This is a genomic window from Methylomonas sp. PHL2-19, from assembly GCF_059331595.1.
The window spans coordinates 2,394,442-2,410,595 of record NZ_CP196839.1 but is presented as its reverse complement, the minus strand read 5'-3'; the positions used below and the strand labels follow the sequence as shown (position 1 = coordinate 2,410,595).

Sequence of the window (16,154 nt, the reverse complement as noted above, 5' to 3'; positions counted from 1 at the left end):
AATTGCTGCCACCCAAAAGCCTTCTAACTTCTAAATACCTGATAAAAACAATGAAAAAAACCAAGTTACAGGATTTTCCAGTTGCCCAACCCGGCCACCTAGCAGGCGTCGCCGCCTTGCTGTTTTCGCTGCACGGCATCGCTCACGCTGCCGAGCCATCGCCGACCGAGGATCTAAAAACCAGCGAGACCAACAGCAAAACCAAAACGGCCAGAACCACTAGCCAAAGCCAAACCAGCGACACCACCACTACACTGGATACAGTCACCGTAGCGGGAACGGCTCCCTTTAATCCACCCAACCAAAAACCGCAACTGGATACCGAAGCCGCTACCGGCAGCCGCCTGGGCCTGACACCTCGCGAAACGCCGGCTTCGATCACGATTATTGATCGGGCAACTTTCGAAAAGCGCGGCGCGCAGACTACGCAGGAAGCCTTGGAAAGAGCCCCAGGCATAATCGTATCGTCGCAACCCGGCTCGGCGGGCTCGGTGTCGATGCGGGGTTTCACCGGTTCGCAAATCACGCAGCTGTTCAACGGCATTACCGTGCAATATGATGTCGTGGCCGCCCGCCCCATCGACAGTTGGCTCACTGATCGCGTCGAAGTCTTGGGTGGGCCGTCCACATTTTTATACGGCCAAGGTGCAGTAGGCGGCTCGGTCAACTATGTCAGCAAAATTGCGCATCGCGGCCCGGATGAACATCACGGCTTAGTTTCGCTGGGAGAATACTTAAATCGCCGGGCGTCCTACGGTTTCAACGGCCAACTCGGCAATACCGATAACTGGCTGCAAGCCGACATCAGCTATTTGGGTTCCGAAGGCTATATCGACCACACGGAAGCCGATTCCGGCGTGATGTCGTTTTCCTTGTTAAGCGACATTACGTCCAAACTGTCGCACACCATCGCCTTCGAGCATCAGATGGAAGACCGCGATTCTTACTGGGGCACGCCGGTGCTGAATCCGGTCGTCAACGGTAGAATAGTCCCCTGGGGTACCGCCGGTTTAGGGCCCACCGAAGGCCAAATAGACCCCGGCACCCGCTTTAAAAACTATAACGCCAGTGGTTCGGTATTTGATCAGCAGGTGTTTTGGTTACGCGACATTGTCGACTATCAACTGTCCGATAACACCCAATTCAAAAACACCTTTTACTATTACAAAGCGGATCGCCAGTATTTAAACGTAGAAGGTTACGACTGGAACAGCACGAATTCGCTGATTACCCGCAATAAATCGTTTGCGGTAAATCACGATCAAGCCTTGGTCGGCAACCGATTCGAAATCGTGCATAGCAGTAATTGGTTCAGCCTGCCTTCGAAAATTTCGGCCGGGGTCGACATTGCCTACAACAAGCAAACCCGCGCACCCAGCATGGAAAGCTCGACAGGCACCGTCAGTATCGTTAACCCATACAATTTCAGCACCGGCACCTACTACGACAACCCTCTGGCCACCGGGCCAATCTCCAACGCCCGCAACGAACTGTATACCGTCGCCGGTTATGCCGAAAACCGCCTGACTCTGGTGCCCGATTTAAACTTGATCACGGGCGTGCGGGTAGACGATATTCGTCTGGATGCGAAAAATTTACGTACTTCCTTTGTGCCTCCGACCGCCACCAGCCCCGCCGCTTTCGGCCGCCGCTGGACGGCTGTAACTTGGCGGGCAGCGTTGATGTACGACATCACCTCCACCTTTAACGTCTACGCACAATACAGCACCGCAGCCGATCCGCCGTCCGGCATTTTGACCACCGGCACCTTCGCCGCGCTGCAAGACTTCGATCTCACCACCGGCCGGCAAGCGGAGGTGGGTACCAAATTCGATTTTTGGGACGGCAAAGGCTCGGCGACACTGGCAGGCTATTACATCGAACGGAAAAATCTATCGATAACCGATCCGACGGACCGAAATCGGCAGTTACCGATTGGCGCACAGTCCTCTGGCGGTGTAGAGGCCAATATCGGGGTACAACTCACCGACGAATGGAGCGTGCAAGGCAACATGGCCTACGTCGATGCCCAGTACGACAAATTCCTGGAAACCGTCGGCACCAGCACGGTCTCAAGAAAAGGCAATCGGCCGGCCAATGTCGCCAAATGGGTGGCTAATGCCTGGCTGACCTGGGATTTCGATGCCGACTGGCAATGGAATTTTGGCTCGCGCTACGTCGGCGACCGTTTCGTCGATACCGCCAACCTGATCAAAACCCCGGCTTATGCGGTATTCGATACCCAACTGTCCTGGAAATTTAATCCAAAAGCCACGGTCACCGCGCGGGTTAAAAACCTGTCCGACGAGCAATACGTCGAATGGGGTAGCGGCGGTAACGCCCCGTTATTTTTCGTCGCCGCACCGCGTACCTTCATGATGGAATTGAAAGTAGACTTTTAATGCTCAACGGGCTAAAGCGCAATCTATATCTGGTTCACCGTTGGCTGGGTATAGCCTTGTGCTGTTTCATGGCCATGTGGTTCGTATCCGGCGTCGTGATGATGTATGTCGGCTACCCCAAACTGACGCCGCAGGAAAAGCTGGCCGGCTTATCTGAGTTGGCTACTGAGCATTGCCGGGTCAGCCTGGCGCAAGCCATGGCAGCCGGCGGCCAAGTCAAAAGCCCCGATAGCGTGCGCTTGACCAGCGTGGCCGGCGCGCCGCGTTATGTATTTACTTACGGCAAAACCCAAATCGCCGTGGATGCCGAAACCGGGAACCGTGTCGATCAGGTGACGCCGGCCCAGGCTTTGGCGTCAGCAGGCAGCTTTCTGGCGACGGCTGACGGCTATTATCTGGATCGCATCGACGAAGACGCCTGGACGCATTCCAAAGCGCTGGACGAACATCGGCCGCTGCACCGCGTGCAAATGGCCGACGAGCAAGCCACGCTGCTTTATATTTCCAACACTACCGGCGAAGTGGTGCGCGATGCCACTCGCCACGAACGCACCTGGAACTGGCTGGGCGCCTGGATTCATTGGCTATATCCGTTTCGCGGCGGCGCTTTGGATCGTTACGCGGCGGACATTGTCATTTACACCGCGCTGGCCGGTTCGGTATTAAGTTTGCTTGGCCTAATCGTTGGCATACTGCGTTGGCGTTTTCAGGGCCGTTACAAACATGGCACAAAAACCCCATACCGCGAGGCCTGGATGCGGTGGCATCACCTGCTGGGATTGGGCTTTGGCGTAATCGCCTTCACTTGGATACTCAGTGGCTTATTTTCGATGAATCCGTGGAAAATATTCGACTCCACCGCCGCCAAACCCAAGCTCCAGACCTACATGGGCGGAGACATTTCGCCGCAGTATTTCCCGTTGTCCGCAGCGGAAGCCTTGGCGCGTTTTCAAAATACCGGGTTTCAGCCGCGGGAAATCGAATGGCGCGTACTGAACGGCCAAGGTTTTTACATTGCTTTTGATGGTCAGGGCCGCAGCCGTATCCAGACGGCGCAGACTGATAGCCGGGTTTTCGAGAAATTCGAGTGGCCGGCCCTGCAAACCGCAGCCGAACGGCTCATGGCTCCGAATAAAATTGCCAGGCAAAGCGTGTTAAACGAATACGATTTTTACTACTACAGCCGCGCCGCGCATACCATGACCGGGCACATCGACAAACGTTTGCCTATCCTGCGTTTGGAATTTGCCGACGCCGACAGCACCTGGCTGCATCTCGACCCCTACACCGGTCACTTCAGTAAACTCGATGCCGGTAGGCGCGTCAGCCGCTGGCTATTTGCCTTTTTACACAGTTGGGACTGGCTGCCTTTACTGAACAATCGGCCGGTCTGGGATATTGTGTTGATAGTATTCAGCACCGGCGGCTTGTTGATTAGCGCGAGCGGTATCGTCATCGGCTGGCGGCGTGCGAAGCGCAAGCTGGCTATTCATTAAGCCAACCCACGCATACCGTCGTTTCCAAACAGACGGGAGCCACCCATCCCTTATCAGCTCTCCCCAAGCCTGATCGGCTTAGTCGATAACCGTTAGAAAACGTCAGCCAAAACGCTTATTCTGTCGGCACGTTTAACCTCGCTGGGTAGTCCCCTTCTACCGAAACGCCAAAATGCTACGGATACTAAAACCATGAACGACTCAAGAACCCGCTTGGACAGAATCAATACCCGGATTAGAAACCACCCGCTGCTGTCATTGTTGATTGCGGTCAGCACGCTGGTTATTGGCCTTTCGACGTTTACCAACGCCACCCGGAATCTAATAGATCTGTTAAGCGGCGCAGAACAGCGGCCGGCAATCAACGGATTATGGCAAGCCCAAGTCAGCTATGACTGGCCGAACGCTAATTATCAAGAGCGATTCGATTTCGCCGGTAGCGATACGCAGCTATATGGCAGCGCTACATTTACCGGCAGCCCAAACGGCATTTTGGAAGGCGAGATCGCCGGAGGCACCTTGCGTTTTATCACCAAAACCTCGGAATCGCTGGGATCAGGCCCCACACAACAGGCTATCCATCGGTATCAAGGCAAAATAGCCGGCGATGAAATTAAATTTGTGATGCAAACCGAAGGCGGTTATTCGGCACATGTGCCTGTTGAGTTTACCGCGAAGAGAACCGGCAATCCGGCGCTTCCGCCGGCAGCTAACTGATATTTGCGCAGAACAGCAAAGTGACAGGCTTCGCGCCGCTGCCCCTGGCCGCATTTCCAATTAGACAGCCTGATCCGGTGTTAGTGATCTAAAAATATGATCTGAGTTGATTGGCTCGCTCGCAAATTGAATGATTTGGCGAAATGCCACCATAACAGTTATGCGCTTTTTCAAGCCATACAGATTTAATTTCACTAAATCTGTACTTAAAAATTAGGCGAGTAACTGAATCTGTTTGGCTTTTTCCGAGGTTAGTAAAGTATTCACCGTCGACCAGACAACGCTGGCGGCCAAAAATACTTCCCTGCATCCATCCCGCCGATGCAGGGCATTTTTTACTAACATCCAGGAGAACTTCATGCCCGCAGTCACCTCACCGGCACATCAAAAAGGCGATTGTTTTGTCGATTTCGAAGAAAAAGTATTTGAAGACGTCAAAGCCGAGCCAGGCCAGAAAGCTTTGGTCAAATTCCATACCGTCGCTTTTGAAGGATCAATTGGCTTCGTCAATCTGCTACAAGCAACCCGTTTGCAACGCAAAGGCTTCGAAACCTCCATTCTGCTGTATGGTCCGGGAGTCACCTTAGGTCTGCAACGTGGCTTTCCGCGTTTGGGCGACGAATCATTTCCCGGCCACCAAAACTACGCCAATCAGATTGCCAAATTCATCGAAGAAGGCGGCAAAGTCTATGCCTGCCGCTTTGCCTTGCAAGCCCTGTATGGTCATGGCGAACCCAGCCTGTTGCCGGGCATCCGTCCGATCAGCCCATTGGACGTGTTAGACATCGTGTTACTGCACCAGCGCGACAACGCCTTCATCCTGGATACCTGGACTTTATAAACCGTAACGCCGAACCCTTCATCGAGAGGGCGTCGTAAAAACCAAAATGTAGGTTGGGTTAGCGTAGCGTAACCCAACAAAATCAAATTGTTGGGCTTCATTGCATTCAGCCCAACCTACGTTTTGAGCTTGTTGATCATCCACAGGAGAAAAAAGTGACCAATCCCAACATCGTCAGAGCGGCGGCGATACAGATTGCGCCGGTGTTCGAATCCGCCACCGCCACCGGCGACAAAGTTTGCCAGGCCATCAGCGACGCCGCCGCGAAAGGCGCGCAAATCGTGGTGTTCCCGGAAACCTTCGTGCCTTATTACCCCTACTTCTCCTTCGTGCTGCCGCCGGTCACCCAGGGCCGTGAGCATTTGAAGCTTTACGATTACGCGCCGACGGTACCGGGACCGATTACAGACGCGGTCGCGGCGCAAGCCAAGGCGCACGGCATCGTCGTGGTGCTGGGGGTTAATGAACGCGACCACGGCAGTCTGTATAACACCCAACTGATTTTCGACGAAACCGGCCGTCTGGCATTAAAACGCCGGAAGATCACCCCGACCTATCACGAGCGCATGATCTGGGGCCAGGGCGATGCCTCGGGCTTAAAAGTCGTAGAAACCGGCATCGGCCGCATCGGCGCCTTAGCCTGCTGGGAACATTACAACCCGCTGGCTCGCTACGCCTTGATGGCCCAGCACGAACAAATTCATTGCAGCCAGTTTCCCGGCTCCCTGGTCGGGCCCATTTTTGCCGAGCAAATTGAAGTAACGATTCGCCACCATGCGCTGGAATCCGGTTGCTTTGTCATCAACGCCACCGGCTGGCTCAACGATGAGCAAATCGACGCGGTCACTACCGAGCCAACCTTGCAAAAAGCCCTGCGCGGCGGTTGCTGTACCGCCATCATTTCGCCGGAAGGCCAGCATGTTGTCGAACCGTTACGGGAAGGCGAAGGCATGCTGATCGCCGATCTGGATATGAATTTAGTCACCAAACGTAAACGGATGATGGATTCGGTCGGCCATTACGCCCGGCCGGAACTACTTAGTTTACGTATAGCTGACAGGCCGGCGGTACCGATGTTCAGCGACCTGCCAGCCGTTTCATCTCACCCCATCCAGGAGAGCGACCGCGATGACGCTATCAGCACACACTAAAGTCGGCGTGGCAGAGCTGATCGCCGATTTGCAATCCTTAGGCTTACGCCTGGAAGGCAGCGAAGTCGGCATCACAGGACGGCGTGGCGGTGCAGGGCCTTCCGATCACAAAGCCATTAACTTGGCCGGCCGAACCGTGATGATACCGATCGCCACCGTGTCGGCTTGCGAATCGCCGTTCATCGCCAGTCGGCCCGATGTCAACGGTATCAGCGAGATTCGCCGCGATGGCGCTGTGGTCAGCCACGTTCAATTCCCGCGCCAGCCACGTTTTTACGGTTTACAGACTGCCGACGGCATTCCGTATTCGCAGATCGCCACGCTGCATTCGTCCGATGTGTTGGCGACCACACTACTGCAATCCTGTATTCGATACGGCAACCGCAAAACATCCTGCCAGTTCTGTGCCATCGGCCAGTCGCTGGCGGCGGGCAAAACTATCTTGCGTAAAACGCCTGAACAATTGGCCGAGGTCGCGAAAGCCGCGGTCGAACTGGATCAGGTCAAACACATGGTCATGACCACCGGCACGCCGAATCTCACCGACAGAGGCGCGGCATTGCTCTGCGAGAGTGCCGAAGCCGTTAAGGCAGTCGTCGATCTGCCGATTCAAGGCCAATGCGAGCCGCCGGATGACGACATCTGGTTTGAGCGCATGAAGGCTTGCGGCATCGATAGTTTGGGCATGCATCTGGAAGCGGTGACGCCGGCAGTGCGTGAACGCATCATGCCCGGCAAGGCCAGCGTGCCGCTGGACCGTTACATGGATGCGTTCGACGCCGCGGTGGCGGTGTTCGGTCGCGGCCAGGTAAGTACCTATATTCTGGCGGGCTTGGGCGATACGCCGGAAGCGATTCTGTCGATTTCCGAGCAGTTGATCGCCAAAGGCGTTTACCCGTTCGTGGTGCCTTTCGTGCCGATTAGCGGCACCCCCTTGGCAAACCATCCGGCACCGACGCCTGCCTTTATGGCGAAAATCCTGCCGCAACTGGGTGCGATGCTGAAGCAAGCAAACCTGCTATCCCTAGACATGAAAGCCGGTTGCGCCAAATGCGCAGCCTGCTCGGCACTGGCCAGTTATGAGGTGTGAGATGTGGAGCAACGACTTTAAACCGTATTTTGCCAACGCTTACCTGATCAAATTCGTCACCGAGGATTGGGAACGCAAACAAATGCGGGCGCTGCGCCAAGCCGTGTTCTGTGAAGAACAAGGACTCTTCGCCGGCGACGATCTGGACGACATCGACCACATCGCCATCCCTATCGTCGCCATCGCCTACATCGCCGGGTTGCCGGACCGCGTTGTCGGCACCGTGCGTATTCATCAGGAACAACCCGGCGTGTGGTGGGGCTCGAGGTTGGCGGTGGATCAAGACTATCGCAAACAAGGTAGTCTCGGCGCGGCTTTAATCAAACTGGCGGTTACCAGCGCCCATGCCCAGGGTTGCACCCGCTTTCTGGCGCAGGTGCAAAGCCGCAACCAATTGCTGTTCCGCCGGCTGCACTGGAAATCGTTACAGGAAATCACGGTGCATGGGCGGCCGCATTATCTGATGCAAGCTGATCTGGCTTGGTATCCGCCTTATGCCAACGGCGCTATCGGTTTTGTAACGACCAGTCGGATCGCGGCATGAGTTGGCTGGCCGATTTGAGCCTCGACATTCGCCAAGGTTTGGGATTGGCGCATAAGCGCGATATTGCCCAGGTGATGAAATACTTATCGCCGCATTCCGCTGAGAAGATTTATTGTTCCCACGGTCTCCGTGGGAACCTAGCCCCGGACGCTCCAGCGTCCCGAACCGCTGAGCGGTTCAGTCTGCGTTCCCACGCACAGCGTGGGAACGATGTACCGGTAGGCGACGACTGCGCCGCCATTCCGGATGGTGCCGGCTATTTATTGCTTGCTTGCGAAGGCTATCTGAATGACTTCGTCGCCAGCCAGCCCTGGTTTGCCGGCTACTGCGGCGTGATGGTCAACGTCAGCGATATTTACGCGATGGGCGGCCGGCCAATCGCGGTGGTCGATGCGATCTGGAGCGACGGCGCTGGCCAAGCCAAGCCGATACTGGAAGGCATGGCAACGGCCGCGCAAGTCTACGGCGTGCCGGTGGTTGGAGGCCACAGCAATTTGCGTAACGACCGCCCGCAATTATCGGTGGCCATTCTGGGCCGCGCCAAGAAATTGCTCAGCAGTTTTGCCGCCAAACCAGGACAACAACTGCTGGCAGCCATCGATTTACGCGGCCATTTTCGCGAACCCTATTTGTGGTGGGACGCCAGCACCGGCGCGCCACCCGAACGCTTACGCCAGGATTTGGAAGTGTTGCCGACACTGGCCGAAACCGGCCTATGCGATGCCGCCAAGGACATCAGCAATGCCGGCGTAATCGGCACCTTGTTGATGCTGCTCGAATGTTCCGGTTTGGGCGGCGTGATCGATATTAACGCCATACCGCGTCCAGACAACATCGATTTGGAAAGATGGTTGCGCTGCTTTCCCAGCTACGGCTTCGTGCTGAGCGTCGATACCCATGACACCGGCGACGTGATCGAACTGTTTAGCCTGCGCGGCATCGCTTGCGCGGCCATCGGCAAGACTGACGACAGTGGTCAGTTGCGGCTTAAAGCCGGCGCCGAAGAACAACTGCTCTGGGATTTAAACAGCGAAGCCCTGATTGGCTGCGGCGCAAACCGGCAGGATTAGCGATGCAAAGACTACGAATTGCCATGCTGACCCATTCCGTTAACCCGCGCGGCGGCGTGGTGCATGCGATGCAATTGGCGGAAGCATTGCAGGATTTGGGGCACGACGTGGCCTTGATCGCCGCTGCGGAACCCGGCAAAAAATTCTTTCGCGCCGTACGCTGCCGGACAACCCTGATACCGCTAACCAGATTGAGCGGCGATTTGGTCGCCACCGTCGGCCAGCGCATCCAGGCTTATATCGATTACTTCAGCCAATCCGCTACCGACAGATTCGATATTTACCACGCCCAGGATGCTATCAGCGGTTGCGCGATGGCCGAACTTAGCCAACGCGGCATCATCGATGGCTTTGTCCGCACCGTGCATCATCTGGATAGTTTCGACGACGCTTCATTGGCGAATTGGCAAAATCGCTCGTTTGTGGCTGCGCAACAAGTCTTATGCGTCAGCCGTGATTGGCAGGATAAGTTGCAAAAGCAGCATCAGATTGCCGCCGCCCAAGTCAATAACGGCGTCGATGTGCAACGCTATTCGCCCACGCCGCAAGCTCATGACGCAACTCTGCGCCAGTCGCTAGGTTTGACCCGTGGCGGGCCGATTTTCCTGGCGGTCGGCGGCATAGAGGCGCGCAAAAATACTTTACGCATCTTCGCCGCATTCCACGAAGTTTTGCAACAACGCCCGAACGCCCAGTTGATCATCGTCGGCGGTGCCAGTTTGTTAAATCATGATGAGTATCGCCAGCGCTTCAATGCCGCTGTTTCTGAGAGCGGTATTCAGGATGGCCCCGGCCAACCATTGATAATCACCGGCCCATTGCCCGATGCCGACATGCCGAGTTTGTTTCGTCTGGCTGACGCACTGGTGTTTCCATCATTGACCGAAGGCTTTGGCCTAGTGGTGCTGGAGGCCATTCTCTCCGGCACGCCGGCGATCATTTCGCTGCGGCCGCCGTTTACCGATTATTTGCAAGATCAGGACTGCATCTGGACCGATCCGGAAGATAGCGCCGCGATCTCGATTGCAATGAAAACCGCCATCGATGATTTTCCCAAGGCTCGCTTGCCAACAATCGCCCAGCGTTTAAGCAGCGAGTTTTCCTGGCCGCAGTCGGCCAATACCCATCTTGAAATTTACCGTTCACTCATCAACGCCAAAGGAACTCAACATGCCCGAAATGCGCTTCCGCGTCCGCTGGCCGGACCAAACCGAAAGCCTGTGTTATTCGCCGTCACTGGTGATTAAGGATTATTTCCAACCCGGACAAAGTTATCCCTTGCCGGCATTCGTCGAGTACAGCCGCGAAGCGCTGGAAATAGCCAGCGAACGGGTGCGGCAGAAATACGGTTACACCTGTTCCAGCGCGATGAGCCAACTGGCGGAAATCGAAGCCAAGGCCAGCCAATTTTTGGATAGCGACGATCCCCAGGTCAGCGTGACCGAGTTCATCGAATAGACCAATACAGCACACCCACTCAACGCGAATAGCAAAAAACCAAAACGAGGACGTCATGAAACAAAAATCAGAAAATACCCGCCTGCACTATGACACGATTATCGTCGGCGGTGGTCAGGCCGGTTTGTCCGTCAGTTACCATCTGCAAAAACACGGCATCGACCACATCATCTTCGAAAAAAACCGCATTGGCCACTCCTGGCGCAACGACCGCTGGGACAGTTTTTGTTTGGTCACCCCAAACTGGCAATGCCGACTGCCGGACTTTCCCTATCAAGGCGACGATCCGCAGGGCTTTATGCTGAAAGACGAAATCGTCGACTATATCGAAGCATTTGCCAAAAAAGTGAATCCACCGATTATGGAAGGCGTGACAGTCAATCGGGTCAGGCGTGGCGAAGAAGGCCAATTGCAACTCAGCACCTCGGCTGGCGAGTTTTCCGCCGACCATGTCGTGGTAGCAACCGGCGGCTACGATATTCCCATCGTGCCCGACTACGCTCACAGTCTGCCCAAACACATCACCCAGATTCATTCGGTCAACTACCGCAATCCGGAGCAATTGCCCGACGGTGAAGTGCTGGTGGTCGGCAGCGGCCAATCCGGCGTGCAGTTAATGGAAGACCTGCATCTGGCCGGCCGCAAGGTGCATCTGGCAGTTGGTAGCGCCCCGCGTTCGCCGCGTATGTATCGCGGCCGCGAGACCACGGAATGGTTGTTTGACCTGGGTTTTTATCAATTGACCATAGACCGCCATCCCCTGGGCGACGAAGCCAAACATAAAACCAATCACTATCTAACCGGGCGTAGCGGTGGTCACGAAATCGATTTGCGCCGGTTTGCCTTGGAAGGCGTGAAACTTTACGGCAGCATGGCCAATATCGACGGCAGCCTATTGGAATTTTTACCCGACTTGACCAAAAACCTGGACGATGCCGACGAAATCTACGTCAACATCCGCAATGACATCGACCGTTACATCGCCGAGAATAATATCAATGCGCCGGTAGAACCGCCGTTCCGCAAAGTATGGGAACCCGAGTTCGATCCTACCCGCATCGACGCCGACGCCGAAAACATCACCAGCATCATCTGGGCCATTGGCTTTAGACCAAACTACCGCTGGATAGAACTGTCTGCCTTCGATGGCCGCGGCTTCCCGCAATATGATCGCGGCGTCAGCAACGTGGACGGTCTGTATTTTATTGGTTTGCCCTGGTTGCATACTTGGGGTTCCGGACGGTTCCTGGGGATTGCCGACGATGCCGAGTATTTGGCGGATGTGATTCAGCGTAAATTGGCGGTTAAGACGGTGGTAGAGATTTAATCGTTGGCTATCGGTGCGGCAAGGTAGGCTTAGAGTTGGCTCTATAATGCGGCTTGCTGATCGAACTAAAACGAGTGGATGCTCGGTACAAATGCATGGCTTAACCTGGATAAAATCATGAAACACTTGTACGAAACCGTCGCGGATACGGTGATTGCGCATATCGAGCAGGGTGTTTACAAGCCGGGCGAAAAACTGCCCGGCGTCAGGAAGTTAAGCCAGCAATTGCATGTCAGCATCTCAACCGCACTGGAAGCCTATCGGATGTTGGAAGACAGCGGCAGGATTCAGGCGCGCCTGCGTTCCGGTTACTATGTCAGCAGCTTTCGCCGGCAGGCGATTGTGGAACCGCAAGTTTCCGATGCGCCGGTGACGCCAGCCAAGGTCACCGGCCAATCGCTGACCCGGCAAATCCTCCGCGCTGCCAAGGACCCTTATCAGATCAACCTGGGTTCGTCGGTGCCGCATGCCGATTTCTTGCCCACTCATGCGCTGCAACAAGCGACCGGCAAGGTGGCGCGCAGCTTTGGCAAACGCTGTTTCGACGCCGACGAATTGCTGGGTAGTCAGGAACTACGCCGGCAAATCGCCAAGCGCATGGTGGAACTGCAATGCGCCGATAGCCCGGACGACATTGTGGTGACCCACGGCGCGCGCGAAGCGGTCAGGCTGGCGTTAATGGCTATTTGCGAACCCGGCGACTTGATCGCCATCGAATCGCCAACCTTTTACGGCTTATTGCAAGTCATCGAATCCTGCGGCATGGAGGCTCTGGAAATTCCTACGCATCCGCGCGACGGCTTGTCGCTGGATGCTTTGCAAATGGCTATCGAGCAATGGCCGATCAAAGCCTGTTTAATCGTCTCCAATTACAACAATCCGCTCGGTTCCTGTATGAGCGACGCACGTAAGCAAGCCTTGGTGGCCTTGCTGGAACGACATCAGATTCCTCTGGTCGAGGATGACGTCTACGGCGACCTGGGCTTTGGCTTGCGGCGGCCTTCGGTCTGCAAAGCCTGGAGCCGAAACGGCCAGGTGTTGTATTGCAACTCCTTCGCCAAGACCCTGTCGCCAGGCTTGCGGGTGGGCTGGCTGGTGCCGGGCCGCTATATGGCACGGGTGGAAAACCTGAAATACATGCAGCATCAGGCCGTGCCAACCCTGAACCAATTGATAGTCGCGCAGATGTTGGAGCAAGGCGGTTACGACCGCTACCTGCGGCATGTGCGTCAGGACTATGCCCGCAACGTGGCGTTGGCGGTGAACGCGGTCAGCCTGTTATTCCCGGAAGGCACGCGAGTAACCCAGCCCGAAGGCGGCTTTGCCTTGTGGGTGGAACTGCCGGCCGGCGTCGATGCCATGGCACTGCACCGCCGGGCCAGCCAGGAAAATATCATCATCGCTCCCGGCCCCTTATTCTCGGCCACGCAAAAGAAATACGGCAATTTCATTCGCTTGAGTTGCGCCGTGCCTTGGAACGACAGGGTAGAAAAGGCGTTGAAGAAGTTGGGCGATATTGCTGGGGATTTGCTGGCACAAAATCCCCAGTGACTGCAGTTAATTTGATAACGTGGGTATAGTTGTCTTAGCTAATGAAATTGGATGTTGACCGCGACCGGCGGGTTTTTGCCGCTCGTAACCAATCCATTAGCGCTGCCACACAAACAGACTAGCGCCCTGCCATATCGGCTTTGCGTGCAATCATTTTGTCAGCCAAGGCCAGGGTACCGCCGCTGTCAAGAATGACTTGGCGGATTTTCTCGTCCGGAATCCGTAACACCACGTTTATGGCCTGCTTGATGTCGTCGGCGCTCATCTCGGCAAAGAGTTTGACGGCGTGCGGGTTATCGGTATCGCGGCGCAACAGCTCCAGTTCGTCGACGCAGGTACCGAATGCTTTGCCTTTCGGATCGCCCTGAGCCCGAAAGGCCAATGCGCCGCCCACATCCAATGTCAGCACTTTGCCACCGGCAACACCTTGGTTATCGCCATTGTAGCCGGCGACATCCCAGTTGGCGGTCCAGGCGTGCACACCGAACCAGTACCGTGCCTGTTTGCGTTCGCTGTCATTCAGATGAGCAATGCATTTTTTGGTGAGTTCGACCCATTCTGTCGCCACCTGGTCCGCCGCAATTGTTCTCACATAGGTCAAAGTGGGCGCTCCAGCCAGTTGATAGAGCTCGGCTGCGATCAGCTCATTGCGCGCATGCGCCGCAGATTCCAGTGTTTTCACGTAGTAGCGTCGACCGTTACTGTCCTGAAAAATGCCTGCTGGATTGCTACCCAATTGCCCGCCTATCCGTTGCAGGGTGGTGGTATCAATAGTCGGAGTATCGGCACACATCGTTATGCGCCGGCTTAAGGGATGGGTTTAGTGCGACGCACCAGCGCAAGCTGCGCCGGTGTTTCGATGGCGCCCTTACGCACGTGCCGAACGGCATTGATCGCTTCTTCGGCGTCCATGCCCAGTTCCACCAACAGCCGCGCCGCGATCATGCCCGCCCGACCCAAGCCGCCTTTGCAATGTACCAGCACATCTTGGCCGCTGCGCAACATCTCTCGGATCTCATGGCCTTGTGTGACCCACTGCTGTTCGAAAGCCAGAGTAGGCACGGAAAAGTCGGCAATCGGCAAATGGCGCCATTCGATGCCGCGTCGGCGAATTTCATGCCCGATCTGCGGCACCTTGAGGGCTTTAAGCTCTGCGGGTTCGACGAGTGTCAACACCAGTTTTGCCCCCCAGGCAGCGATGGCATCCAAATCGATACCGAGGTCGCGCTCCCAGGCCCCCGTGTAAGCAAAGTGGTCGTGCTTGCCGGGGCAGAAAGTAATGCCGATCCTTCCATGCGCAGGACTCGCACGCAGTTCTGCGATCTGCAGCGGATGTGTGTGGCTGGTCCGTACAGCTGTCATATTGCTATCCTGCCGGAATATTGAAGGGAGGAGTTTTTTAATTTTTAGAATTAAGTTGTCCGCATGCCGCTAATACATCATCACCTTTAGTGCCTCTTATTAAGGTCGGGATTCTAAAGGTATCTAAAATTGCCTTAAAATTTTCGACTTCAATCAGATCAGGACTCTCGTAACGTGAGCCAGGGAAAGCATTAAATGGAATTAAGTTTATATAAGCCCTTTTGCCTTGCAGTAACGCGCCCAATTTTTTAGCATCATCCGCAGTATCGTTTAAACCTTTTATCAGAATATACTCATAAGTAATAAATTGTTTCTTTTGCAAAGGTATGGCGTCAATATAAGTTAATACCTCAGCGAGCGGATATTTTTTATTAATCGGAATAAGTTCATTCCTTTTTTCAGTGAACGGTGAATGCAGCGATAAGGCCAAGTTCACGCCGGGCACTTCCTGGAGCCATCTTTTCAGTCCGGGAATATAACCGGCCGTTGAAATCGTAATCTTTTGCACGCCAATTGACGTACCACGTTGCGATAAAAAAATTTCACAGGCTTTTTTAACGGCGTCAAAGTTATGTAAAGGTTCGCCTTGCCCCATAAAAACAATATTTAAAATCCGCTCTTCTCCTGGCCTGTTGCTTGCCAACCAACGCCAAGCCTGCAGAAATTGTCCAACCATTTCACTGGTAGTCAAATTCCGCTTAAGCCCTTGTTCGCCGGTAAAACAAAAAGAGCAATTCATGGCGCAGCCAACCTGCGATGACAGGCAAATAGAATATTTGTTGTTAAACGGAATAAGGACAGTTTCGACTTTATGGTTGTCCTTGAGCTTAAACAGAAATTTTACTGTTCGATCTTTTGACGACTGTTGCACGGTATCGATTTCCGGCAAGGAAAAATCGAAATGTTTTTCAAAAAAAGCCAATGAGGATTTTGAAATATTATCTCGGCATTGCATGCTTTCTTTTTTCTTATAATGCCAATTAAATAGAATACCTGCTACCGATTGATTTAAATCATTCTGCTTTATAACGGCTTCTAAATCAGCATAATTCAAATCGTAAAAAGATTGTTTCAAAACTTCTCCTGGCAATGCCGACATTTTACCTATCCCTGCAGGCTTGAAAATTGGGTATTATTTTCCGAAT

The 16,154-nt window shown here is 54.6% G+C and carries 15 protein-coding genes; 12 read left to right on the top strand and 3 right to left on the bottom strand.

The window, feature by feature from the left end:
* Positions 1-50 precede the first annotated feature (50 nt).
* From ACR02O_RS11205 to ACR02O_RS11150, 12 genes are all read left to right on the top strand, one after another.
* Positions 51-2,402, top strand: coding sequence for a TonB-dependent receptor (locus ACR02O_RS11205; RefSeq protein WP_494523402.1), 2,352 nt, complete (start codon positions 51-53; stop codon positions 2,400-2,402).
* Positions 2,402-3,898, top strand: coding sequence for a PepSY domain-containing protein (locus ACR02O_RS11200; RefSeq protein WP_494523401.1), 1,497 nt, complete (start codon positions 2,402-2,404; stop codon positions 3,896-3,898). The genes ACR02O_RS11205 and ACR02O_RS11200 overlap by 1 nt, the downstream gene beginning before the upstream one ends.
* 192 nt (positions 3,899-4,090) lie before the next feature.
* Positions 4,091-4,615 carry a hypothetical protein gene (locus ACR02O_RS11195; RefSeq protein ID WP_033156681.1) on the top strand — a complete coding sequence of 175 codons (525 nt, stop codon included), beginning with the start codon at positions 4,091-4,093 and terminating at the stop codon, positions 4,613-4,615.
* Positions 4,616-4,973: 358 nt separating this feature from the next.
* Positions 4,974-5,456 carry an MSMEG_0572/Sll0783 family nitrogen starvation response protein gene (locus ACR02O_RS11190; RefSeq protein WP_033156682.1) on the top strand — a complete coding sequence of 161 codons (483 nt, stop codon included), beginning with the start codon at positions 4,974-4,976 and terminating at the stop codon, positions 5,454-5,456.
* Positions 5,457-5,611: 155 nt separating this feature from the next.
* Positions 5,612-6,607 (top strand): Nit6803 family nitrilase, encoded by a 996-nt coding sequence (locus tag ACR02O_RS11185; protein WP_494523400.1) that lies wholly within the window; start codon positions 5,612-5,614, stop codon positions 6,605-6,607.
* Positions 6,585-7,697 (top strand): MSMEG_0568 family radical SAM protein, encoded by a 1,113-nt coding sequence (locus tag ACR02O_RS11180; protein WP_174843450.1) that lies wholly within the window; start codon positions 6,585-6,587, stop codon positions 7,695-7,697. The genes ACR02O_RS11185 and ACR02O_RS11180 overlap by 23 nt, the downstream gene beginning before the upstream one ends.
* A 1-nt stretch (position 7,698) precedes the next feature.
* The gene (locus tag ACR02O_RS11175; protein ID WP_494523399.1) at positions 7,699-8,241 is read left to right on the top strand and encodes an MSMEG_0567/Sll0786 family nitrogen starvation N-acetyltransferase; all 543 of its coding nucleotides are present in this window, start codon (positions 7,699-7,701) and stop codon (positions 8,239-8,241) included.
* Entirely contained in the window at positions 8,238-9,311 is a 1,074-nt protein-coding gene (locus ACR02O_RS11170) for a sll0787 family AIR synthase-like protein (RefSeq protein ID WP_494523398.1), read from the top strand. The genes ACR02O_RS11175 and ACR02O_RS11170 overlap by 4 nt, the downstream gene beginning before the upstream one ends.
* Positions 9,312-9,313: 2 nt before the next feature.
* Positions 9,314-10,558 (top strand): MSMEG_0565 family glycosyltransferase, encoded by a 1,245-nt coding sequence (locus tag ACR02O_RS11165; protein ID WP_494523397.1) that lies wholly within the window; start codon positions 9,314-9,316, stop codon positions 10,556-10,558.
* On the top strand, positions 10,482-10,769 hold the full coding sequence (locus ACR02O_RS11160; protein WP_494523396.1) for an MSMEG_0570 family nitrogen starvation response protein: 288 nt from the start codon (positions 10,482-10,484) through the stop codon (positions 10,767-10,769). The genes ACR02O_RS11165 and ACR02O_RS11160 overlap by 77 nt, the downstream gene beginning before the upstream one ends.
* Positions 10,770-10,824: 55 nt before the next feature.
* On the top strand, positions 10,825-12,096 hold the full coding sequence (locus ACR02O_RS11155) for an MSMEG_0569 family flavin-dependent oxidoreductase (protein WP_494523395.1): 1,272 nt from the start codon (positions 10,825-10,827) through the stop codon (positions 12,094-12,096).
* A gap of 117 nt (positions 12,097-12,213) precedes the next feature.
* Positions 12,214-13,647, top strand: coding sequence for an aminotransferase-like domain-containing protein (locus tag ACR02O_RS11150; RefSeq protein WP_494523394.1), 1,434 nt, complete (start codon positions 12,214-12,216; stop codon positions 13,645-13,647).
* A 118-nt stretch (positions 13,648-13,765) separates the two neighbouring features.
* On the opposite strand, the gene ACR02O_RS11145 is transcribed toward ACR02O_RS11150, so the two are convergent.
* Genes ACR02O_RS11145 through rlmN form a run of 3 tightly spaced genes read right to left on the bottom strand, consistent with a single transcriptional unit; the run spans position 13,766 to position 16,108 of the window.
* A complete protein-coding gene (locus ACR02O_RS11145) occupies positions 13,766-14,440 on the bottom strand; it encodes a hypothetical protein (RefSeq protein WP_033156689.1) in 675 nt (224 codons plus the stop codon).
* 14 nt (positions 14,441-14,454) lie between these two features.
* Positions 14,455-15,009, bottom strand: a complete 555-nt coding sequence (locus ACR02O_RS11140) for a cyclin-dependent kinase inhibitor 3 family protein (RefSeq protein WP_033156690.1) — start codon at positions 15,007-15,009, stop codon at positions 14,455-14,457.
* Between the two features lie 37 nt (positions 15,010-15,046).
* Entirely contained in the window at positions 15,047-16,108 is a 1,062-nt protein-coding gene (rlmN, locus tag ACR02O_RS11135) for a dual-specificity RNA methyltransferase RlmN (RefSeq protein WP_225893079.1), read from the bottom strand.
* Positions 16,109-16,154: the final 46 nt, after the last annotated feature.